Annotated in this window: 18 protein-coding genes; 7 read left to right on the forward strand and 11 right to left on the reverse strand. The window is 70.4% G+C overall.

The window, feature by feature from the left end; translation table 11 throughout:
• Window positions 1–459 precede the first annotated feature (459 nt).
• The 4 genes from ABZ477_RS17330 to ABZ477_RS17345 are packed head-to-tail and all read right to left on the reverse strand — an operon-like array spanning window position 460 to window position 3,660.
• Entirely contained in the window at window positions 460–1,167 is a 708-nt protein-coding gene (locus ABZ477_RS17330) for a hypothetical protein (RefSeq protein ID WP_360135740.1), read from the reverse strand.
• 9 nt (window positions 1,168–1,176) lie between these two features.
• Complete coding sequence (locus ABZ477_RS17335) at window positions 1,177–1,698, reverse strand: phage tail protein (protein WP_360135742.1); 522 nt, start codon at window positions 1,696–1,698, stop codon at window positions 1,177–1,179.
• A 2-nt stretch (window positions 1,699–1,700) separates the two neighbouring features.
• Window positions 1,701–3,239 (reverse strand): phage tail sheath subtilisin-like domain-containing protein, encoded by a 1,539-nt coding sequence (locus ABZ477_RS17340; RefSeq protein WP_360135744.1) that lies wholly within the window; start codon window positions 3,237–3,239, stop codon window positions 1,701–1,703.
• Between the two features lie 22 nt (window positions 3,240–3,261).
• A complete protein-coding gene (locus ABZ477_RS17345) occupies window positions 3,262–3,660 on the reverse strand; it encodes a hypothetical protein (protein ID WP_360135746.1) in 399 nt (132 codons plus the stop codon).
• 198 nt (window positions 3,661–3,858) lie between these two features.
• On the opposite strand from ABZ477_RS17345, the gene ABZ477_RS17350 reads away from it, so the two are divergent.
• From ABZ477_RS17350 to ABZ477_RS17360, 3 genes are all read left to right on the forward strand, one after another.
• Window positions 3,859–4,614, forward strand: a complete 756-nt coding sequence (locus tag ABZ477_RS17350; protein ID WP_360135748.1) for a helix-turn-helix transcriptional regulator — start codon at window positions 3,859–3,861, stop codon at window positions 4,612–4,614.
• Window positions 4,615–4,756: 142 nt separating this feature from the next.
• Window positions 4,757–5,302, forward strand: coding sequence for a hypothetical protein (locus tag ABZ477_RS17355; protein ID WP_360135750.1), 546 nt, complete (start codon window positions 4,757–4,759; stop codon window positions 5,300–5,302).
• Window positions 5,303–5,409: 107 nt separating this feature from the next.
• The gene (locus tag ABZ477_RS17360) at window positions 5,410–5,811 is read left to right on the forward strand and encodes a hypothetical protein (protein ID WP_360135752.1); all 402 of its coding nucleotides are present in this window, start codon (window positions 5,410–5,412) and stop codon (window positions 5,809–5,811) included.
• A 7-nt stretch (window positions 5,812–5,818) separates the two neighbouring features.
• Here ABZ477_RS17360 and ABZ477_RS17365 read toward each other — a convergent pair whose 3' ends face one another.
• The 7 genes from ABZ477_RS17365 to ABZ477_RS17395 all read right to left on the reverse strand — a co-directional run bounded on the left by ABZ477_RS17365 (window position 5,819) and on the right by ABZ477_RS17395 (window position 14,656).
• A complete protein-coding gene (locus ABZ477_RS17365; protein ID WP_360135754.1) occupies window positions 5,819–8,053 on the reverse strand; it encodes a TIM-barrel domain-containing protein in 2,235 nt (744 codons plus the stop codon).
• The gene (locus tag ABZ477_RS17370; protein WP_360135756.1) at window positions 8,050–9,246 is read right to left on the reverse strand and encodes a glycoside hydrolase family 15 protein; all 1,197 of its coding nucleotides are present in this window, start codon (window positions 9,244–9,246) and stop codon (window positions 8,050–8,052) included. Before ABZ477_RS17370 ends, ABZ477_RS17365 begins: the two co-directional genes overlap by 4 nt.
• A 112-nt stretch (window positions 9,247–9,358) precedes the next feature.
• Window positions 9,359–10,612 carry a sugar ABC transporter substrate-binding protein gene (locus ABZ477_RS17375; protein ID WP_360135758.1) on the reverse strand — a complete coding sequence of 418 codons (1,254 nt, stop codon included), beginning with the start codon at window positions 10,610–10,612 and terminating at the stop codon, window positions 9,359–9,361.
• Between the two features lie 79 nt (window positions 10,613–10,691).
• Window positions 10,692–11,507 (reverse strand): carbohydrate ABC transporter permease, encoded by an 816-nt coding sequence (locus ABZ477_RS17380; protein WP_360135760.1) that lies wholly within the window; start codon window positions 11,505–11,507, stop codon window positions 10,692–10,694.
• On the reverse strand, window positions 11,500–12,459 hold the full coding sequence (locus ABZ477_RS17385) for a sugar ABC transporter permease (RefSeq protein ID WP_360135762.1): 960 nt from the start codon (window positions 12,457–12,459) through the stop codon (window positions 11,500–11,502). The genes ABZ477_RS17380 and ABZ477_RS17385 overlap by 8 nt, the downstream gene beginning before the upstream one ends.
• 31 nt (window positions 12,460–12,490) lie before the next feature.
• The gene (locus ABZ477_RS17390) at window positions 12,491–13,696 is read right to left on the reverse strand and encodes an ROK family protein (protein WP_360135764.1); all 1,206 of its coding nucleotides are present in this window, start codon (window positions 13,694–13,696) and stop codon (window positions 12,491–12,493) included.
• A 147-nt stretch (window positions 13,697–13,843) separates the two neighbouring features.
• Window positions 13,844–14,656: a phytanoyl-CoA dioxygenase family protein gene (locus ABZ477_RS17395; RefSeq protein WP_360135766.1), complete on the reverse strand. Its 813-nt coding sequence runs from the start codon at window positions 14,654–14,656 to the stop codon at window positions 13,844–13,846.
• 56 nt (window positions 14,657–14,712) lie between these two features.
• On the opposite strand from ABZ477_RS17395, the gene ABZ477_RS17400 reads away from it, so the two are divergent.
• From ABZ477_RS17400 to ABZ477_RS17415, 4 genes are all read left to right on the forward strand, one after another.
• Window positions 14,713–15,573: a helix-turn-helix domain-containing protein gene (locus tag ABZ477_RS17400; RefSeq protein ID WP_360135768.1), complete on the forward strand. Its 861-nt coding sequence runs from the start codon at window positions 14,713–14,715 to the stop codon at window positions 15,571–15,573.
• Between the two features lie 148 nt (window positions 15,574–15,721).
• Complete coding sequence (locus ABZ477_RS17405; protein ID WP_360135770.1) at window positions 15,722–17,443, forward strand: Na+/H+ antiporter; 1,722 nt, start codon at window positions 15,722–15,724, stop codon at window positions 17,441–17,443.
• 93 nt (window positions 17,444–17,536) lie between these two features.
• Window positions 17,537–19,609, forward strand: a complete 2,073-nt coding sequence (locus ABZ477_RS17410) for a primary-amine oxidase (protein ID WP_360135772.1) — start codon at window positions 17,537–17,539, stop codon at window positions 19,607–19,609.
• Between the two features lie 211 nt (window positions 19,610–19,820).
• Entirely contained in the window at window positions 19,821–21,140 is a 1,320-nt protein-coding gene (locus tag ABZ477_RS17415; protein ID WP_360135774.1) for a DUF222 domain-containing protein, read from the forward strand.
• Window positions 21,141–21,313 lie beyond the last annotated feature (173 nt).

Here is a 21,313-nt window from a genome sequence, read left to right on the forward strand (position 1 = left end):
GTCACGGCGGGGTGAGACTGCTCTCTCGGCGTCGCGGGCACGACGGGGCCGGCGGGCGCCGCCCGGAGGACCGTCGGCAAGGTGCGCGACGTGCTGTCTTCGGCTCGGTGCGGCGCATGCGCGTCGATCGCATCGACGCGCTCACGGGGTGGTTGGCGCACGGGATCCGGACCGAGGATCGATGCAGAACCCCCGGCATCCATCGAAACGGGCATCGGCACGGGCGGGTCCCGTCGGACGCCGCGAGCGGAGGGCGGGGCGGGCGGCTGGACGGGGCTGCCCGCCAACGGAGGCACCGCGTAAGCAGCGGGGCCCACCGCCGCCTCAGGTGGCGGTTCCTGCATCGCGTCGTCGTCGGCCTCCGGCGCTGCGCCGCCGAAGAGCACGTCGGTGACGTCGAAGGTGGGGCGCGCGGAGCGGGCGCCCCCCGAGGCACGTGCCATGAGCCGGTCGAAGAAGTCAGCCATCGAGCGCCAGCTTCACGTAGGCCCGCCGGCGGGCAGGCGGCAGGGCGAGTACGTCGGACTCCGTCCAGCCGTACGAGCGAGCGAGCACGTGGACGGTGGACAGAAGCTCGCGCCCCCACTCCTGGAGCTCCTGCCAGACGAACTCGCCCGGGTCGAGGAGGCTTCGCCATTGCGCCCCGCACTGAGCGCAGGTGAGATCCAACGAGATCTCGGCCAGCGGGTCGGTCGCGGCAGCCCGGGCCTCGACCGCCTTCTGGACGCGCGCCGGAAGGGCATCCGGGGGAACGGAGTCCCCATCCTGCACCGCACCGACCACGGCGCTGTCGAGCAGGGCGGCTCGCGGATCGGCGGACGCTTCGGCCGCGACGACGTCCGCACCGGTCAGGGCGCGGACGCGCACCTCGAACCCGTCGAGTCGCACGATGTCGGGTTCGCCCTGGGCGGTGCGGGCCAGTGCGTCGGTGTCGAGCGAGAACTCCATCATGTCGCCGCAGTCGGGGCACGCGTCCTGGGCGACGATCGCGCGCCCCAGGAGCGTCTCGCGCAGACGGAGGATGAGCAGGTCGCGCTCGCCGAGCGGGAGCCGCTCGACATCCGCTCCGCCGCCGGCGCGGGCGAGCAGGGCCGCGCGCGCGGTCGGCGCGAGACCTGCGCCCCGCGCGAGAACAGCGAGCAGCTCGCCCTCGGTCGCGGTGGGCATGGTCACCCGCTAGGGCTCGGTGAAGCTCGGCTCGGTGGGCTCGGTCACGTCGTAGTCGCGCTCCCACCCCTCGTTCTCCAGCTTGAGGGTGCCGATGAGCACGGCGTTCGCGTTGGCGTCCAGCTCGCCTACGGGCTGGAACTCCGACACCCAGCAGCGGAAGACCTTGTAGGCGATCGCGAGCTGTCCGGCCTCGTTGTAGACCTCGAGGATGATGTCCTTGCGGAAGTCCTTGAGCGATACCTCGGCGCCCAGACCCGACCCGAAGTTCCATACCTTGTTCGCCCATTTCTCGAACTCCGGGTCGTGCGTGACCCCTCGCTCGAGCGTGACCGCCTCGAACTCGGTGCGACCCGGCGAGCGGCGGCTGCTGCTGGGGTCTCCGCCGTCACGGTGCGAGACGACTTCGGTGGTGCGCTTCAGGGCGCTCACCTTGCTGACGCCCGCGACGTACTTTCCGTCCCATTTGACCTTGAACTTGAAGTTCTTGTACGGGTCGAAACGGTGCGTGTTCACGCTGAAGCTGGCCATGATCACTCCGCCGGTCGGATCTGCTGGATGCTGATGATGACGAACTCCGCGGGTTTGAGGGGCGCGAACCCGACGAAGATCGAGACGATGCCGCGATCGATGTCCTCCTGGGGGTTCGTGTCGCGGTCGCACCGGACGAAGTAGGCCTGTGCGGGGGTCGTGCCCTGGAAAGCGCCCTGGCGGAAGAGCCCGTTCATGAACGACCCGACGCTCAGCCGGATCTGGGACCAGAGCGGCTCGTCGTTCGGCTCGAAGACGACCCATTGGGTCCCGCGGTAGAGGGCCTCTTCGATGTAGAGGGCCGTCCGGCGCACGGGCAGGTACTTCCACTGGTCCGCGAGCGCGTCGGCGCCGCGCAGCGTGCGGGCACCCCATACGACGCTTCCCGATGCCGGGAACGTGCGCAGGCAGTTGACGGCGAGGGGGTTGAGCTCGCCGTTCTCGTTGTCGGTGAGCTGGACGGCCAGACCCGTGGCGCTCGAGATCGTCGCGTCCTGGCCGGCAGGCGCCTTCCACAGTCCGCGCTGCACATCGGTCCGCGCGATGACTCCGGCCACGGCTCCCGCCGGCGGGAACGCTCTCGACCGGTTCTCCTGAAGCGGATCGGGGAACGCGATACGGGGGAAGTAGAGCGCGGCATTGGCTGTGCGTGTGACTCGACCATTGATGTTCGCTGTCGTGACGTCGCTCGACTCGTCCCACGCTGGAGCCGGGTCGACCAGCAGGATCGCCCGTCGTTTGGCCGCGTAGGCGGCGGCGGCATCCCACGTGACCTTCTGCGGATCCGCGTCCGGGGCGAACGGCGGGATCACGAGAAGATTGAACAGGTCCGCCTTCTCGAGGGCCCACAGACCGCGCTTGCGCCCCTCGAGCGTCGCCGCGTCGGCGATGTTCGCGTGCGCCACCGGCCTGCCGTCGTCGCCCGCGCTGAACTGCGAGTTCGTCGCCGCGTTGACCACTCCGGAGGGGGCGGTCTCCACGCGCACGAGCTTGGACTCGGCGGCGAGCACGTCGGTCACGAACCGGGCACTGCCCGCGACGTGCGAGAGGCGCACGAAGCGCTCGCTGGCCACGATCGGAGGAAGCGGCGGTCCGGCGGGGCCCGGTGCCCGCTCGTCGATCGTCAGGTGGAAGACGGGGTCGACGGGATCCGTCTCGACGGTCACGAAGAGCCGGTTTCCCCAGCTGCCGGGACTCGCCGCCCTCAACTGGAGCGCCGTCGCTCCGGCTGAGGCGAGCGACCGGCGCGCGAAGCCGTCCGCGCCGCCCGCAGGCGGCTCGTACACGCGGACGATGACCGCGTCGGCTCCGCCATTCTGGTAATACTGGGCGACGGAGTGCCCGAGCGGCGCCTCCGCCCACAAGCCGCCGAAGCGGCGGGTGAACTCGCCGAGGCCGTGGATCAGGACGGGCTCATCAACGGGCCCTCGACGCGTCCGGCCGACGAAGGCCGTGATCGAGGTCGGGACGCCCGCGATCGTGCGAACGCCGGAGTCGAGCTCCTGGATGTACACACCCGGGTAGCTGACGGAAACAGGCATCGGTCATCTCCGTTCGTGAAGGTCAGGGCGTGGTGTCGCGGCCGATGAGGATGTCGACGGCGACGGGATCGGCGGTGGCGTTCTTCAGCCAGAGCTTGAGCGGCGGCGAGGGTAGCAGCTGGACGGCGCCGGCCCCGATCAGCACGACGGGCGCCTCGAGGCTGAATGAGGGGGGTGGCGGAGTCCCCGCCGGATCCTTGAACGAGAAGGTCACCTGGTCGCTGAGCGCGGATGGCTTGAGGACCAGAAGGCTGACCTTTCCTGCCGCCGTGTCCGGCAGCAGATCGACCGCCTTCACCGCTGCTGCGTCGACGTCGACGCTGGAGAAGTCGACCGTATCGGTGGTCTCCGTGCCCCGGCCGCTCACGCTGTGACCGTCGACGACGTCTATCTCGAAATACCAGTTCGCGGTCACTCCCATGACAGCTGACTCCCTCGATCGCCTGGTCTCCCCCAAGACGGCGGCCGCACAAGGCGGCCTGGCGCACAGGCGTCATCATGAGCGCCTCCGCTGGGCAGGCGTAACCCGAATACGTAGTTCTACGCATCGCACCGCTCGGCGAGTATCTTGAGCGCCGTGGCTGGGGCGGCTGCGCGAGTCGCCGCGTGGGTTGACGTGGTGGCGGACATACTCTCCGAGCCGGTGCGGGATTTCCCCGTCGGCATCGTCGGGCGCGCCCTCGTGGAGACATTCGATGCGGATGCGGCATCCAGGACCTGGCAGACGGCGGAGGGCCGCGCGGAGTTCGCGGCGGTGGCACGCCCCGGCGCGACCTTCGGCGGACGACCGCTCGCGGAGGCGGGGAAGGCGATCGCGAGAGCCGCGAACTCCGATCTGCTCCCGCATCACCCGCTGCTGCGCTGGTACACGCTCACGCGCGGCACCGCACCCCAGACGATGGATCGGGTCCCGCGAGCCGTATCGCTCACGCATCGTTCGGCCGAGGTGACCGAGCTCATGGGTGCTCACGGCATGACGCGGCAGTTGGCGATCCCCCTGTCCCGGCCCGGGAGGGATGCGTCGGCTGTCGTCGTCTGCCGGTCGTGCGGCGACGATTTCAGCGACGAGGATCTCGAGGTGGCCACGCGCATCGCACCGCTCTTCCGCGCGCTGCGCACGCATGTCGAGACGCTGCGCGGCGTCCCGCCCGGCGGTCCCGCGACGGGCTTGAGCGACCGGGAGCTCTCGGTGCTCGTCCTGGTGGCCAGGGGCTGCACTTCGTTCGCCATCGCCTCGCAGCTGCAGTGCGCGCCGCGCACCGTCGAGAAGCACCTCGAGCACGTCTATCGCAAGCTCGGCGTCTCGGATCGTGTGAGCGCGGTCCGCGTCGCCCGCGCGATGGGCATCCTCGATCCGGTCGCCGCCGCGCGATGACCCTCGATCCGACGGAACACCGACAGGTCGGACCAGCCGGCACGGTCGCATCGGAACCGACGTATCAGACCCGCCGCCGCGCGCTCCTCCTATCGACCGGCCATGACGCGCGCGCCCTCATGGCGACCCGGAAGGAGCTGTCATGCCTCGTGCTCACCTGACCCGCCGATCCGCATCACGCCACGCCGCCGTCACCGTGGCGGCCCTGCTCGTCCTCGGGCTGACGGGCTGCGCCGCGCCGCAGCCCCCGGCGACGGGAGCGGATGCCGCCGAGCTCGAGCTCATCGGGATGCACGGCTTCGCCTTCGAGGACTTCGCGCTCGACCTCCGCGATGCGGGCTACCAGGTGTCGGACGACGGCGTCCTCTCCCCCACGACCGACCTCGTCCTGCTCGTGGTCAACGCGCAGGACGGACCCATGGTGCCGACTCGGGAGGCGGTCGCCGCACTCGCCGGCTCGATCGTCCCGCGCGCGGCGATCGCACTCGTCGATGTGGACGAGCAGACCGACCCCGAGCTCGAGGCACTCGTCGTCCAGGAGTCCCTCATGCTGCTCGCGGAATACGGCATCACGCCGGTCGATCGAGGAAACGTCGTGCGGTCCCCGGGCACCGACATCGCGTCGACGATCGAGGTGCACCTGCGGCGCGCGCCGAAGGACTATCCGGTGCAGCAGCCCTCGCCGTGAGGCCGCGACCCGACGCGTGCGACGACCGGTGAACCCGCCCGGCCGCCGGCTCGTTTCCCTGAAGAAGGCCTCTGCCGAGACGGGCCACACACGAAGCAGGTGAGGGAATGGCCGAAACCAGTTCACGCGCCCTGTGGATCATGCGCATCCTCAGCGCGATCTTCCTTCTCGCGGCGGGCGGGATCCACCTGTACCTCGCGTTCAACGGGGTCGGCGGCATCCTCGGGGTGACGTTCATCCTGAACGGGATCGCGGGACTCGTGCTCGCGATCGGGATGCTGTTCCTCCGCGGCCGGCTTCTCCAGCTCGCGACGGTCCTGAGTCTGCTGTTCCTCATCGCGACGCTGGGTGCCCTGCTCCTCGCGCTCACAGTGGGGCTGTTCGGGATCCACGAGACCTGGGACTTCACGCTCGTCCCCGAGACGGTCATCGTGGAGTCGCTCGGCATCGTCGTGCTCGGCATCACGACGGCGATGGTGCTGCGCAGGCCGCGGGTCACAGCATCCTGAGCCTGCCTCAGTCCTGGAACAGCTCGACGAGCTCGTCGGCCGCCGCTCCGCGCGCGAACACGGGGATGCGGTCGATCGGCGTCCCGACCGTGATCGTCTGCCCGCCCGCGAGCCGCTCGCCGGTCCAGGCATCCGTCCACGCCCCGTCCGGGAGGTAGACCGTCCACTCGGACGCCTCGGGCTCGAGCACCGGCGCGACGAGCAGGTCATCGCCGAGCAGCCATTCGACCGGCGCCGACCACACTGCGGGATCGGCGGGCCACTCGAAGAACAGCGGACGCATGAGCGGACGGTCGCTCGCGATCGCGGCGGCCGCGGACCGCTCGAGGTACGGCACGAGCCGCTCGCGGAGCTGCGTGAAGCGCCGGAAGATCGGCAGCACTCGGTCGTCCCCCGACCGCTGCGCGATGTTCCACGGCGTGCGGTCGCGCGACGGCGTCCGGTGGTGATTGAACTCGGAGTGGTACTGCATGATCGGCACGAACGCCGACGCCTGCGTCGCGCGGAGGAACAGCTCGGCTGTGGGGATCTCGCCCGAGAAGCCGGCGATGTCCCAGCCCCAGTAGAGGATCCCGGATGCCGCGGCCGTGAGTCCCGCGTTCATCGACCAGCGGAACGCCTCCCACGTCGAATTCTCGTCGCCCGCCCAGAACGCGCCATGCGCCTGCGAGCCCGAGAAGCCGGCCCTGCTGAAGGTGACGGGCGCCTTGCCCGCCGACTCCAGCAGCTCGCCGTAGGCGGCCGCGTAGGCGACGGGGAACGTGTTGTTCTTCTCGTCGCCGCGCTTGCCGTCGAGGTACACCAGCTCCGAGCCCCACGCATGCTCGCCGCCGTCGGTCTTGAAGCCGTCGACGCCGATCTCGTCCACGAGGTAGCGGCGCTTCTCGGTCCACCACCGCGCCGCGCGCTCGTCGGTGAGGTCGGGCATGAGCGCGAGCGGGAACCACCAGCCCCGGTTGCGGTAGGGGCGCGTGCCCCCGCGCGGGTCGGGCTCGCGGATGAGCACGTCCTCGCGGACGGCGGCCTCGGCATCCGCCGCGAGCTGCCCCGCGGGATGCGGGCGCATCTTGAGCAGCGGGATCTGCCACAGATGCAGCCGGATGCCGCGCTCGTGGAGCTCGTCCGTCATGCCCTTCGGGTCGGGCCATGCTCCCTCGGCGGGGAACGTGAAGTCGGACAGCCGGTGCGGAGCGCCGTCGGCCGACACGTCGTAGTGCGCGTCGCGGAACGCCGTGAACGTCGACTCGTCGCTCCAGGCCTCGATCACGACCGAGCCGACCGGGATGTCGTGCTCGGCGTGCAGGTCCATCTGCCGCATGACCTCGGCCTGCGTGTTCCACTCGTTGCCGCTGGCCCACAGCCGGAACACCCACGACGGCAGCTCGCTGGACCGGCCGACGCCGTCGAGGAAGCCGCCGAGCACCTCGGCGGGCGCGCCGTCGAAGAGCCGCAGCGAGATCGTGCCGTCGGCGCCCGTCTCGGCTTCGACGACGATGCGCGTCGCGTCGGACGCGCCGACGTCGAACCACACGCGCCGCGTCGAGTCGACGTGGAAGCCCCAGCCGTCGCCGCCCACGACGTGGGCGAACGGCATCGGCAGGTACGTCTTGCGCTCCGCGCCCTGGCTCTTGTACTGCTCGAAGACGACGGAGTCCAGCTCGGCGCCGGTCTGCTCGACGGCGTCGTACCGCTCGCCGAAGCCCGTCACGTGCTCACCCGCCGCGAGCGGCAGGGCGAAGCGCACGCGCCACGCGCGGACGCCGTCATGCAGCACCTCGACCCCGTCGCGCAGCACCCGACCGCGGCCGCTCTCGATGACGGCATCCGGTGCGGGCTGCCAGCGCGCGGCGCGGAACTCGAAGGACCGCGTGCGCTCGACGCGGCCGTCGTCGCGCGTCGCAGTGAAGCGGTAGCGGTAGGTGCCGCCGGGGCGCAGCTCGGGGGTGCGGGTCTGCCAGCCGCCCGCCGCGCGGGCGAGGCGGGCGGCGGCCGAGGCGAGGTGCCCGCCGTCGGTGACGCGTCCGCGAGAGGTCGTCGCGACGCGCTCGAGATCGAGATCGACGGTCTCGCCCGCGGAGCCGTCGTCGGGCGCCCATTCGAGCGCTGCCGTGACGGCGACCACGCCGGCGTCGGCGCGCAGGCCGAGCGCCGCGGTCGATCCCGCCTCGGGCACGACGGGCCACCGCTGCTCGGTGTCGACGGAGTAGGGGTGCCCCGAGCCTGCGGGTCGGTGACGGATCATCGGAGGGCTTCTTCCTGAGCGCGGGCGGCGGGGATCGGGGTGTGCTGGGCGACGGCCGCGGAGAGGGTTGCGGGGTCGATGCGGCCGAGGGCGATGCCGAGGCGCAGGAGCATCGCGTGGCTCCACAGGAGCGGCGTCGCGGCGGGACCCCACCGGTCGATCCACTCCTGGCGCATGCCCGGCGCGATGAGGTGGGACGGGACCTGCTCGGGCATGTCGAGCTCGGGCGTCGCGGTGGACGCAGCCCACAGGAAGAGCTCGTCGGCGCGCTCGCGGTCGCCCGCCTCGAGATGGGCGAGGCCGAGGAAGCACGTGAGGAGGGGCCACTGGCCGCCCCCGAAGAAGGTGTCGCCGAGGTAGCGGTGGGCGCCGCCCTCGACGACGAGATGGGCCTCGAGCACGGCGATCGTGCGGCGGCCGACGTCGGACGCGGCATCCGTGAATCCCAGCGGGGCGATGGCGGCGGCGAGGCTGCCGTCGACCGCGGTGCTGCCGACCCACTTGATGAGGTGGCCGTGCGACGTGCCGTGCTCGGCGACGAGCCGATGGATCTCGACGGCCTCGACGCGGATGCGGCCGACGGTCTCGTCGTCGACGAGGCCCGCGCGGGCGACGGACTCGAGACCCGCCGCGATGCACGCGAGCGTCGAGATGTGGACGTGCTGCGCGTGCTCCTCCCACCAGTCGTAGCAGGGCCGCTGCCACGAGGCCAGGAGGTAATCGGCCGTCAGCGCGACGGCCTCGCGATAGGCGTCGCCGTCCAGTCCGTGCCGCTCGAGGTGCGCGACGAGCGCCCACAGCCACGTGCCGTAGCCGTCGAGCTGGAAGTCCCACCACTCGTCGACGCCGTCCTCGCCTCCGAACGTGAAACGCGCAGGGAGCATGTGCTCGGCGGCGGGAGGACGGCCGGCACGCGACTCCGCGACGATCCAGCGGATGCTGTCGGCCCGCCGCTCCAGGACGTCGGCGCACCACCCGTAGAAGCGGCTCGCCGAGTCGACCGCTCCCGCGGCGGACGCGGCATCCGCGATGAACGAGCCGTCGCGCAGCCAGCTGTAGCCGACGTAGGCCGAGAACGTGGGGCTCGCGGGATACGCGCCTTCCGGCGTCTGCAGGTCCGTGATGAGACGGATGCTGCGCTCTGCGAGCCGCGCGAGGGCGCCGTCGTCGGGGCGCGGGGTGGTGTCGGACACAGGGGATTCCTTCGTTGGTCGATTCCGGTCGTGGGCAGCGACCCGGTCCCACCGGTCGTTGAGCGAGCGAGTCGAAACGTCGCTCAACGACCGGATGGGGTCGGGGTGGCTGCTACTGCAGGAGGCCGTTGACCTGCTCGGCGAGCGCCGGGATGGCGGCATCCGTCTCGGCACGTCCCGCGGCGATCTCGCCGAGGGCGTTCGTCACGGCGTCCTGGATCTGCGTCGCGTTCGCGCCGAGCTCAGGGGCGACGGCGATGTTCTCGAGCGAGTCGAACACGGCCTGGCGGTTGGCCGGCGGCGTCTTCTCGAGGTACGGCTGGAGGAGGCTCTCGTCGCTGATGGCGGGCAGCTCCCAGCCTGCGTCGAGGCGGACGTCGACCATGGTCTCGGAGCTCGAGAGGTACTCGGCCCACTTCTGCGCCGCCTCCTTGTGCTCGGAGTTCTCCGACACGACGACGGCGTTGGAGAAGGTCGCGCTGGCCTGCTGGGCGTCGCCCGGCTCGACCGCGATGTCCCAGTCGAACGGGAGGTCGCCCACGAGGCTGATCATCCAGATGCCCGTGTGCCACATCGCGAGCTTGCCGTCCTTGAACAGGTTGGTGTCGAAGTCCGGCGTGCCCGCCCCGTCCTCGGCGGACGGCATGACGGTGCCCGACTTGCCCGCGATCCACTCGGCGGCGCGGAGCCCGGCATCCGAATCGAACGCGGCCTCGGCGTTGTCCTCGTCGAGGAACGAGCCGCCCGCCTGAGCGACGGCCTTGTAGTACTCGTAGTACGAGATCGGCTGGTAGTCGCCCCAGACGCCGGCGCCCGCGTCGGTGAGCTGCTCGGCCGCGGCCATCTCGTCGTCCCACGTCCAGTCCGACGTCGGGTAGTCGACGCCGGCGGCGTCGAAGAGGTCCTTGTTGTAGAACAGCACGACGTTCGAGAACGACGTCGGCAGGCCGTACTGGCCGCCGTCGACGTTGTAGACGTCGAGGACCGACTCACGGTACTTCGAGGCGTCGACGCCGTCCAGCGCCGCGAGCACGCCGTTGGACTGGATGTTCGCGAAGCTCCCCGCGTCGACGTCGAACACGTCGGCCTGCGTGCCGGCGGCGAGGTCGGTCTGCAGCTTCGTGAAGTAGTCCGCGTACGCCGACGTCGTCACGTCGACCTTGATGTCGGGGTTCTCCTCCTCGAAGGCGTCGACGATCTTCTGCAGGTTCTCCTCGTTGCCGCCGTTCGAGATGAAGTTCGAGTACGTGATCGTGACCTGCTCGCCGGCGCTGTCGCCGCTGTCACCGCCCGAGGACGAGCAGCCGGTCAGCGCGAGTCCTGCGACGGCCGCGACCGCGGTGGTCGCGATGAGTGCCTTCTTCATGTGGATTGCCATCTCCTTCGATGTGGTCGTGGGTCGGGTGTGGGTGGGGTCGTGGTGGGTGGGATGGGTGCTGTCCCGGCTACTTCAGGCCGGTTCCTGCGACGCCCTGGACGATGTACTTCTGGGCGAAGACGTAGAGCGCGAACATCGGGATGATGCTGATGACGGAGCCCGCCATGAGGACGTCCCACTGGGTCGAGAACTGGCCTTGCAGGCTCGAGAGCGCGACGGGGAGCGTCTGCATGAGCGGGTCGCGCAGGATGATGAGCGGCCACAGGAAGCTGTTCCACGTGTTGAGGAACGCGAACACCGTGAGCGTCGCGAGCGCCGGCCGGATGAGCGGGAGCATGATCTGGAAGAAGATCCGGAAGTGCCCCGCTCCGTCGAGCGTCGCGGCCTGGTCGAGGTCGTACGGCACCGTGCTCATCGCCTGCCGGAGCAGGAACACGCCGAACGCCGACGCGATCGTGGGGAGGATCGCACCCCAGTAGGTGTTGATGAGCCCGAGCGTCTTCATCTCCGCGAAGAGCGGGACGATGAGCACCTGGAAGGGGATCATCATCGTCGCGAGGTAGAGCACGAAGATCGGGCCGCGGCCGGGGAACGGCATCCGGGCGAACACGTAGGCGGCCATCGCGCTCGTCACGAGCTGCAGGAGCGTCGAGACCCCCGCGATGAGGAGCGAGTTGAGGATCACCTGCGCGAACGGGACGCGGTCGAACAGCTCGAAGTAGGGCGAGAGCGACGGGTCGTCCGGGATGAGTTTCGGCGTCGTCGTGAGCGTCGCGCCGGGCGTGATCGAGGTGACCACCGTCCAGACGAACGGGAACACCATGATCAGCGCGCCCACGCCGAGCACGATGTACAGGACGGTCTTGCGCAGCGGACTAGTCATAGTTGACCCACCTCCGCTGGCCGTAGAACTGGATGAGGGTGACGATCAGGATGACGAAGAAGAGCAGCCACGACAGCGCCGACGCCATGCCCGCCTGGCCGTAGCGGAAGGTCAAGTCGTAGACCATCCCCACGACGACCTGGCTCGAGTTGTTCGGCCCGCCGCCGGTCATGACGTACACCTGGTCGAACACCTGGAAGCCGTTGATGAGCGAGAGCACGATGACGAAGAAGGTCGAGGGCGAGAGCATCGGGAGCGTGACGCTGAAGAGGCGCCGCCGCCAGCCGGCCCCGTCGAGCGAGGCTGCCTCGTAGAGATCGGGATTGATGGTCTGCAGGCCCGCGAGCAGGATCACCATGACGAACCCGAGGTCCTTCCACGCCGACGCGAGGATGATCGACGGCATCGCCCACACGGGGTCCGCCCACCAGCCGGGGCCCTCGATGCCGACCCACGAGAGCACCGTGTTGACGATGCCCGTGCTCGGGTTGAGCAGCCACCGCCACACGAGGGCGACCACGACCCAGCTCGTGATGACCGGCAGGAAGTAGACGCCCCGCAGGAACGCCCGGCCGCGCAGCGCCGTGTTGAGCGCGAGGGCGAGGCCGAGGCCCCCGATGTAGACGATCGGAAGGTAGCCGACGATGTAGTACACAGTGTGCAGGAACGCCTGCTGGGTCGCCGGGTCGGTGAGCAGGAACGCGTAGTTGTCGAGCCCGACCCACTGCATGGGGCCGATGAGGTTCCAGGAGTGCAGGCTCGTCCAGGCCGCCGTGATCATGGGTCCGATCACGAACGCGAGCAGCGGGATGAGGCTCGGCAGCAGGAAGAGCGCGATCGTGAGGCCGTACTTGAGGCGCTTGCCCTTCGGCTGCTTCCTGCGCGCGGCGGCGGGCGGCGGAGCCGTGACGGATGCCTCGGCCGCGGCCTGGCGGAGGGCGACGGTGCTCATGAGCCGGCCGCCTTCCCTGCCCGTGCCGCGCTCAAGGCTTGGCCTCGATCGATGCCACGAGGCGCTCGCGGACGAGCCGCCCCTGGTCGCCCGCGACGCCCTGCGCGTCGAACGGCGTCGCGAGCACGAGGGCGGCGGCGCCCTGCGCCCAGCGGTCATCCTGCCAGCGCTCGACCGCGACGGGCGTCCCGCGCTTGCCGGGGACGAGTGCGCTGCGCAGCGCGCGGTCGAACGAGAGGGACCAGTGCGCCCATGCCTCGACCCCCTCACCGGAGAGCACGACGATCTCGGGGTCGAGGAGGTTCACGGCGCCGGCGATCGCACGGCCCAGCTGGTGGCCCGCGTGGGCGAAGATCTCGCGGGCGTCGTCGTTGCCCGCGTCGGCGAGTGCGCGCAGGTCGTCGATGCCCTCGTCGGGTCCGAGGAGCCGGATCGAGCGCGCGTCGGTCACGAGCGCCGACTGCCCGACGATCGCCTCGAGGCATCCGCGGTTGCCGCACTGGCAGAGTGGGCCGTCTTCGCGCACGGGGACGTGGCCGAGGTCGCCCGCTCCTCCGGCGCGGCCCCGGACGATCGCACCGTCGGCGATGAGGCCGGCTCCGACGCCGTTGCCGACCGTCACGACGAGGATGTTGTCGAAGTCGCGCCCCTGGCCGAACAGCTGCTCGGCGATGCTGAGAGCGTTGACGTTGTTCTCGACGACGACCGGGAGATCCAGCGCGCGCCGCAGCTGCTCGCCGAGCGGCACCTGGTTCCACCGCAGCTGCGTCGAGTCGACGACGCCGATCCCCTGCTGCGCGACGGTGCCCGGCAGGCCCACGCCGACGCCGAGGATCGCCGACTCGCTGTCGGAGACGAAATCGCCGACGAGCTCGATGAGGCGCGAGGCCGCGAGCGGCGAGACAGCGTCGAACACGGCCGTGACCGAGCGCCGCACGGCGCCGTCGATCGCGACCTCGACGAGGGCGACGTGGTCGGGTGCGACCTTCACGCCGATGGCCGCGATGTCACGGGACACCAGACCGAGCATCCGGGCGGGACGCCCGCCGCTGCTGGCCGCCTCGAGCTCTTCGATGAGCCCGTCGGCGAGGAGATCGCGCGTGAGCTGCGTGATGAGGGCCGGCGACACGTTGAGCGCACGTGCGAGGTCGGCGCGGGACGCGGGCCCCTGCGATCCGAGATGCGCGAGGATCGCGGTGCGATTGACGTCGGCCTGAGACCGGGGCGCAGCTACCACTTCACTCCTTTGTTAAGTCGTGAATAAAGGGTAGAAGTAAGTCCGGGATGCTGTCAACCCTCGATCTGGAAGTCTCGTCGGCCGGTCCTCCCGGCACGCGAAACCGCCCGCCGGCTAGGCCGGCGAGCGGTTCTGTCGTCTTCGGACTCAGTGCGGCGCGACCGGCTCCCAGCCGTCACCGCACGCACCGCCGTCGGCCGCCTCGGCGATCGTGACCTCGCTGCCGTCGAGCGCGAGCAGCGGGTTGTAGAACCGCGCGATCTCGACGCTGTCGACGGGGACGTAGTGGAAGATGAGCGACCGGCGGAACCTGTCGGCAGACCGGTTCGGGCCCGAGCCGTGGACCATGCTGCCGTGGAAGAACAGGGCGTCGCCCGCCGCGAGCTCGGTCTGCTCCGCCGTGAATCCCTCCGGCAGCTCGATCTCGGTGCTCGTGAACGACTCCTCGGGGTCGGCCTCGCCGGGGCACACGATCTCGTAGCGGTGCGAGCCCGGCACGACCTTGAGCCCGCCGTTCTCGCCGTCGCAGTCGTCGATCGCGATCCAGGCCGCGATGCACGTCTCGGGGTGGGCCTGCAGGAAGATGTTGTCCTGGTGCAGCGCCTGCCCGCGCGCCGTCGGCGGCTTGAAGTAGAACATCGACTGCGCTGCGAACACGGGCCCGACCATGTCGACGATGGGTCCGACGATGCGGGGGTCCAGCATCCATCGCTGCGCGATGCGACCGACGTCCAGGTCGGTGCGGCGGTGGGGATGCACGAACCGCGGATACCTGGCGAGCACGTCGTCGTCGCCGACGTGGTCGTCGTGCCCCACGGTGCGGTCGCGCTGCACCTGTTCCATGAACGCGTCGCGGATCTCGGCCACCTCGTCGGGGCTCAGGAGGCTCCGCAGGTGCACGACGCCGTTGTCTTGGTAGTCGGCCGCGAGGCTCGGGGCGAAACTGGTCTTGATGGACATGACGACCACTCTCGCCCTGCCTCACCGCCGATGCCATGGGATGATCTGGCGATGACATGGAAGATCCTGCTGTGACAGCATCCGGCCACCGACGGCATGACGCGGGGCGGCCGCACGTCGTGCGCGTCGTGGCGGGTGAGTTCACCGAGGACGGCGAGTACTCCACGTGGCGCCCGCACGGGACGAGGGACTGGCTGCTGATCCACACGATCGCCGGGTCGGGCCGCATCGTCGGGCCCATCGACGCTGTCGTGACCGCGCCCGGCGAGACCGTGCTGCTGCGCCCGCAGGTGCCGCACGACTACGGGACGACCGCCGACTCGTGGTCGCTCGCCTTCGCGCACTTCCACCCGCGCGCCGAGTGGTCGCCGCTGCTCGACTGGCCCGTCGAGGCAGGAGCGGTCGGCGTCCTCCATGCCTCCGGCGATGTGCAGCCGCGGATCCTCGCAGCGCTCCGCTCGTGCGCCCGATCGTCGGCAGGATCGCTCCCCCAGTCGGAGCTGTTCGCCATGAACGCGCTCGAGGCCGCGCTGCTGTGGCTCGACACGCAGAACCCGCTGCGCGGCTGCATGGACGAGCGGCTGCTCCGCGTCGTGGAGCACGTGGGCGGCCACCTCTCCGACGACCTCGGCGTCGCGGAGCTCGCGCGCATCGCGAACCTCTCTCCGTCGCGACTCGCGCACCTGTTCACCGAGAGTCTCGGCATCCCGCCCCAGCGGTATGTCGAGCACGAACGGCTCACGCGCGCCGCGCAGCTCCTCGCCTCGACGGACCGCGCCGTGGGCGAGATCGCGCGCGACGTCGGCTGGGACGATCCGCTCTACTTCTCACGACGGTTCTCGCGCCTGCACGGGCTGAGCCCCACGGCGTACCGCCGCCGGGCGGAAGCGGCGGGTCCACCCGCCCCCGACCGCTGAGCTCGTCGAAGGGTCGCACCCCAGCCGCCGCGTACAGACGCCTCGCCAAGCTCAGCGGCCGCGCCGATGGTTGCCAGGGAATGCCAGGGCCTGTCAGTTCGCTGGAACCTGAGCGCACACTGGACGAAGACACGGAGCGGGGGTCGCCATGGAAGGTCTCGAGGTCACGGTGCTGCTGGGCTTGGCCGTGCTCGCCGGCACGATGCTCGCGCCCCGGCTGCGGCTCGCCACACCACTGCTGCTGCTCATCTTCGGGCTGCTGCTGGGCCTGTTCCCCGATCTGCGCGGGGTCGAGCTGCCGCCCGAGGTCGTCCTGATGCTGTTCCTGCCGGTCATGCTCTTCTGGGAGAGCATCACGACGTCGCTCCGGTCGATCCGCCGGTCGCTGCGCTACATCGTCCCGATGAGCACACTCCTGGTCGTGGCATCCGCCTTCGCCGTCGCGGGTGTCGCGACGATGATGGGCCTGCCGTGGGAGGCGGCGCTCATTCTCGGGGCGGCCGTCGCGCCGCCGGATGCCACGGCGGTCGCGGCGCTCGGCAGGCTCCTGCCGCAGCGGACCTTCATGAAGCTCAAGGCCGAGAGCCTCACGAACGACGGCACGGCGCTCGTCGTCTACGCCATCGCGGTCTCGCTCGCGGTGGGCGGCAACGTCACGCCGTGGACGATCACGTGGACGGTCCTGGTCTCGTATGTCGGAGGCGCCGCCGCGGGCATCGCCGTCGCGGCCCTCGCATACCTTCTGCTGCGCCGCGTGCGCTCGAGCCTGTCGATCAACATCGCGCTGCTGCTCGTGCCGTTCACGGCCTACCTCGCGGCCGAGCTCATGCACGCGTCGGGCGTGCTCGCCGTCGTCTTCGCGGGGCTCATCGTCGCGTGGGTGTCACCGCGCATCACGACGGCGCGATCGCGGCGGCAGGCCGTCGCCGCGTGGCCGTTCGGCGTCTACCTGCTCAACGGCGCCCTGTTCGTGCTGATCGGCATCGAGGTCGAGCACGTCATCTTCGAGATCTCGCCGCGTGAGATCGGGTGGCTCACGCTCATGACGATCGCCGTGTGGGTCTCGCTGCTGCTCGTGCGCTACCTGTTCCAGCTGCTCTTCGCGCCGTTCACGCGGCCCTCCGCCGCAGCCGGAGTGCACGGGTCGCCGCATCGCGCTCGCGTCGTCAGCACGATCGCGGGCTTCCGCGGCGCCGTGTCGCTCGCGATCGCCCTCTCCGTGCCGCTCACGACCGACACCGGCGAGCCGCTCGCGGGGCGCGACGCGATCGTGTTCGTCACGGCGGGCGTCATAGTCCTGAGTCTCCTCGTCCAAGGGCCGCTTCTTCCCATGGTCGTCCGGTGGGCGCGGCTGCCCGCCGACGACGCCGCGATCGACGAGCTCGAGCTGGCGCAGCGCGCCGTCTCGGGCGCGGCCCTGGCCGCCCTCGACGACCTCGCGGCGGAGCACGGGATCAGCGACGAGGTCCGCGACCGGGCCCGTCGAGAGGGCTTCGAGATGCTGGAGCTGGCCAACGCGCGCGCCTTCGCGCGGCAGCGCGCTCTGGACGACGCAGAGGTCGCCGAGCTCGAGTCCATGCTCGAGGCTCCCGCCGCGGCATCCCTGTCCGTGCCGTCCGCCGTCCAAGGCGAGGGGCTCGAGATGCTCGCCGTGAGCACCGACATCGACCTCACGCAGCGCTCGCCCATCACGCGCTTCGAGGAGGCGGCGCGCCTCAAGCTCGCACTCATCGAGCGCAAGCGCGAAGTGCTGCTGCGGCTTCGGCGCGAAGGCACGATCGACGACCTCGTCGTGCGACGCGTCGAGGCGCACCTCGACCTCGAGGAGGTGCGCCTCAGCGGCGTGGGCGGCGGGGACGACTTCGACTGAGTTCCCCGCACGCGCGGTCACGCGTTCTGCGCCTGCGGGCAAGCCGCGGAGCCGCTCCGCGAGCAGAGTGGTGGCGGATATGAAGGAGGCCCCATGCCTGCGCACGTGCACGAAGCACCCGACCAGCCGCACGACAACCCCGCGCTCATCCCCGTCACGGTGGTGGACGGCGGTGCGCCGCAGCATCCCCTCGACCCGCTGACGGCCGACGAGATCGCCGCGGCGCGCGACATCCTCGTGGCGGCGGGGATGCTGGGCGAGACCGTCCGCGTCCCCATGCTGCTGCCCGACGAGCCCTCGAAGGACGAGCTCGCGGACTGGACGCCCGGCGACGCGCTCGATCGCCGTGTCGACGTGACGCTCATGGACGCCGCGACCGGCCTCGTCACCGAGGCGATCGTCTCGGTGAGCCGCGGCGAGGTCGTCTCGGCGCGCGAGGTCGATCCGTCGCAGGCGCCGTACGGGCAGCCGCAGTACCTCTTCGAGGAGTACGACCGCGCCGCCGACATCGTGAAGGCCTCGCCTGAGTGGCGCGCCGCCATGACCCGCCGCGGCCTCGAGGACCGCATCGACCTCGCGTTCTGCTCGCCGCTGGCCCCCGGCTTCGTCGGGCGCGAGAACGAGGTCGGGCGCCGCGTCATCCGCTCGCTCACGTTCCTCCGCGACAGCGAGGACGACATCCCCTGGGCCCACCCCGTCGAGGGCCTCATCGTGCACGTCGACCTCGTGAGCAACGCGGTCATCGGCATCGAGGACGAGGGCGACGTGCCCGTTCCGTCCGGCAGCGGGAAGTACACCCCGGATGCTGTCGGCCCCGCTCGCACGACCCTCAAGCCCATCGAGATCGTCCAGCCCGAAGGCCCGAGCTTCCATGTGAGCGGATCGCTCGTCGAGTGGGAGAACTGGTCGATGCGCGTGGACTTCAACGCGCGCGAGGGGCTCGTCCTGCACGACGTCCGGTTCGACGGACGCTCCGTCCTCGCCCGAGCGAGCGTCCCCGAGATGGTCGTACCCTACGGCGACACGTCGAACACGCGCTTCTGGATCAGCTACTTCGACGCCGGCGAGTACCTCCTCGGCAAGAACGCGAACCACCTCGAGCTCGGCTGCGACTGCCTCGGCGTCATCCGGTACTTCGACGGCTACGTCGCCGACGACCACGGCCACCCGGTGAAGATCCCCAACGTCGTGTGCATGCACGAGGAGGACTACGGCATCCTCTGGAAGCACACCGAGCAGGGACCGGTCGGCGGCCACGTGCGCCGCTCGCGGCGCCTGGTCGTGTCGTACTTCTCCACGATCGGCAACTACGACTACGGCTTCTACTGGTACTTCTACCTCGACGGCTCGATCCAGCTCGAGGCGAAGGCGACGGGCATCGTCTTCGTCGGCGCGGGACACCCCGGCTCCACGAACCGGCACGCCCCTGAGATCGCGCCGGGCGTCTTCGCGCCGGTGCACCAGCACCTCTTCTCTGCGCGGCTCGACGTCGCGATCGACGGCGAGGACAACCGGCTCGTCGAGATCGACGCGGCCCGCATCCCGATGGGCGAGGGCAACCCGTTCGGCAACGCCTTCACGTGGACCGAGACGCGGCTGCGGACCGAATCCGAAGCGCAGCGCGTCGCCGATGCGACCGTCGCTCGGGTGTGGGAGGTGCAGAGCGCCTCGAAGACCAACTACCTCGGCAAGCCGACGGCATACCACCTCATCCCCCAGCCGACCGCGCTGCTCATGGCCGACCCGGCGTCGTCCGTCGCGGCGCGCGCCGCGTTCGCGACGAAGCACCTGTGGGGCACGGCGTACGACCCGGCGGAGCGCTGGCCCGCCGGCCGCTACCCCAACGCGCATCAGGGCGGGGCCGGGCTGCCGGCGTACACGGCCGACGACCGGCCGATCGACGGCGAGGACCTCGTCCTGTGGCACACGTTCGGCCTGACCCACATTCCGCGGCCCGAGGACTGGCCCATCATGCCCGTCGACTACGCGGGCTTCTGGTTCAAGCCCTACGGCTTCCTCGACACGAACCCCGCGATGGACGTCCCGGAGTCTTCGCAGGCGCACGCCGTGGGTCACCGGGCGTCAGGCGCCTCCGGCCCCCGGTCCGCGGCCGCGACCGCCGACGGTGGCTGCGGCATGGGCGCGGATTGCGCCTGCGGGAGCTGATCCCCGGCGGAAAGAGGGGCGACGGATGCAGTCAGCATGTGTTGCCCGTGCTGGTGGGGTCGAGAGCCCCGATCGGTGAGCTTGTCGAAGCGTCGACCATGAGCACCCGGTCGTCGAGCGAGCGGAGCGAGACGAAACCTCTGCGCCTGACGGCTGGCGGCGGGCGCGTGACATTGCTGCAGGAATCGAATATTTGTTCTATACTCGACGTATGCAGGAACGGTTCCCCGACCCAGGAGCGGGGACTGGCACGGTCGAGGCCGCGGACATGTTTCTGCCACCGGTTCCGGATGCGGTCGATCTGGTGGTCGAGACGGCGACCATGATGTCGGTCTTCGCGGCGCAGCGGCTCACCCGCATCGACAGGATGCGGCAGGAACTGCTGCAGGAGGCGACCGGCCGTGGTGACGGGGTGCGCGACGTCGTGGAGCGGGCGATCCGGCTGGAACTGGCGACGGCGATGCGGGTCACCGAGTACGCCGCCGGACGGCTGATCGCGCAGGCCGAGGCGCTGGTGCGCCGGTACCCGTCCGCGCTGGATGCTCTGAGTTCGGGCCGGATCACCGAGAAGCACGCCGAGCTCATCGCGGATCTACTCGACGAGGCGTCTCCCGAGCTTCGCGACACGCTCCTTCAGCGCGCCGTGCCGTTGGCCGAGTCGGAGCCGGTCGGCACGTTCCGACGCGCCCTGCGGAACTTCATCGAAACCGCCCAGGCGACCACTCTCGAGGAACGGCACCGTCGCGCGGTCGCGCAGCGCCGGGTCGCGGAAGCGCCCGCGCAGGACGGGATGGCCGGGCTGTGGATCTTCGGCCCCGCGGTGGAGATCCATGCGATCCACGACCGTGCCACACGCCTGGCGAAGACGCTCAGCAGAGCCCACAGCGAGACACGCACTCTCGACCAGCTACGTTTCGACATCATGGCCGACCTGCTGATCGACGGCACCACCGACCACCTCCCCGCGGAAGCCTCCGGCATCCGGGCGCAGGTCATCGTGACCGTCCCGGTCCTGGCTCTCCTCGACGACGAGCACGCCGCCGCGGGCGACGCGCCGGTCGTGGAGGGCATCGGTCCGATCCCGCTGTCGAAGGCGCGGGAACTGTGCGGCGGCGACGCACGCTGGATGCGCGTGCTCACCCACCCTGAGACCGGCATGGTGCTCTCCGTCGGACGCGACAGCTACCGGCCACCCGCCGCCCTGCGACGACTGGTCAGGTGGCGCGCCGACCGGTGCATGGGACCGGGCTGCTGCATGCCGGCATCACGTTGCGAAATCGACCACCAGATCCGCTGGACCGACGACGGCGACACGAGCCTGGACAACAACTTGCCGTTCTGCAAAGGCCACCACCTCGTCAAGGACAACACCGACTGGGACGTCCGCCAGATCGAAGGCTCCGGAGGAGCCGTCGCCTGGACCTCCCCCACCGGCCGCCGGTACGTCGTGCAACCCGAACGCAAGGTCCCCGTCTTCACCGTCGGGCCCCCAATAGGTCCACGCCCCGGCGGCGACGACCCGCCCTTCTGAGACCCGGTCACCGTTTCGTCTCGCTTCGCTCGTTCAACGACCGAGGGTCGCAGTTCCCGGTCGTTGAGAGAGGTCGCGCGAAGCGCATCCGAGACGAAACGCCGCGCCAGGCATCGGCTTCTGCTCGACGACCGAACAAGGAAGGGGCGGATGCTGTGACAGCATCCGCCCCT

The sequence above is a fragment of the Microbacterium sp. NPDC019599 genome, from assembly GCF_040632175.1.
Taxonomy (GTDB): Bacteria; Actinomycetota; Actinomycetes; order Actinomycetales; family Microbacteriaceae; genus Microbacterium.

Coding starts and splice junctions, on each gene's coding strand:
- ABZ477_RS17335 (WP_360135742.1), bottom strand. CDS start 1,698: ATGGCCAGCTTCAGCGTGAACACGCACCGTTTCGACCCGTACAAGAAC.
- ABZ477_RS17345 (WP_360135746.1), bottom strand. CDS start 3,660: ATGGGAGTGACCGCGAACTGGTATTTCGAGATAGACGTCGTCGACGGT.
- ABZ477_RS17415 (WP_360135774.1), top strand. CDS start 19,821: ATGCAGGAACGGTTCCCCGACCCAGGAGCGGGGACTGGCACGGTCGAG.
- ABZ477_RS17405 (WP_360135770.1), top strand. CDS start 15,722: ATGGAAGGTCTCGAGGTCACGGTGCTGCTGGGCTTGGCCGTGCTCGCC.
- ABZ477_RS17355 (WP_360135750.1), top strand. CDS start 4,757: ATGCCTCGTGCTCACCTGACCCGCCGATCCGCATCACGCCACGCCGCC.
- ABZ477_RS17375 (WP_360135758.1), bottom strand. CDS start 10,612: ATGAAGAAGGCACTCATCGCGACCACCGCGGTCGCGGCCGTCGCAGGA.
- ABZ477_RS17385 (WP_360135762.1), bottom strand. CDS start 12,459: ATGAGCACCGTCGCCCTCCGCCAGGCCGCGGCCGAGGCATCCGTCACG.
- ABZ477_RS17395 (WP_360135766.1), bottom strand. CDS start 14,656: ATGTCCATCAAGACCAGTTTCGCCCCGAGCCTCGCGGCCGACTACCAA.
- ABZ477_RS17340 (WP_360135744.1), bottom strand. CDS start 3,239: ATGCCTGTTTCCGTCAGCTACCCGGGTGTGTACATCCAGGAGCTCGAC.
- ABZ477_RS17400 (WP_360135768.1), top strand. CDS start 14,713: ATGGAAGATCCTGCTGTGACAGCATCCGGCCACCGACGGCATGACGCG.
- ABZ477_RS17330 (WP_360135740.1), bottom strand. CDS start 1,167: ATGCCCACCGCGACCGAGGGCGAGCTGCTCGCTGTTCTCGCGCGGGGC.
- ABZ477_RS17360 (WP_360135752.1), top strand. CDS start 5,410: ATGGCCGAAACCAGTTCACGCGCCCTGTGGATCATGCGCATCCTCAGC.
- ABZ477_RS17380 (WP_360135760.1), bottom strand. CDS start 11,507: ATGACTAGTCCGCTGCGCAAGACCGTCCTGTACATCGTGCTCGGCGTG.
- ABZ477_RS17410 (WP_360135772.1), top strand. CDS start 17,537: ATGCCTGCGCACGTGCACGAAGCACCCGACCAGCCGCACGACAACCCC.
- ABZ477_RS17365 (WP_360135754.1), bottom strand. CDS start 8,053: ATGATCCGTCACCGACCCGCAGGCTCGGGGCACCCCTACTCCGTCGAC.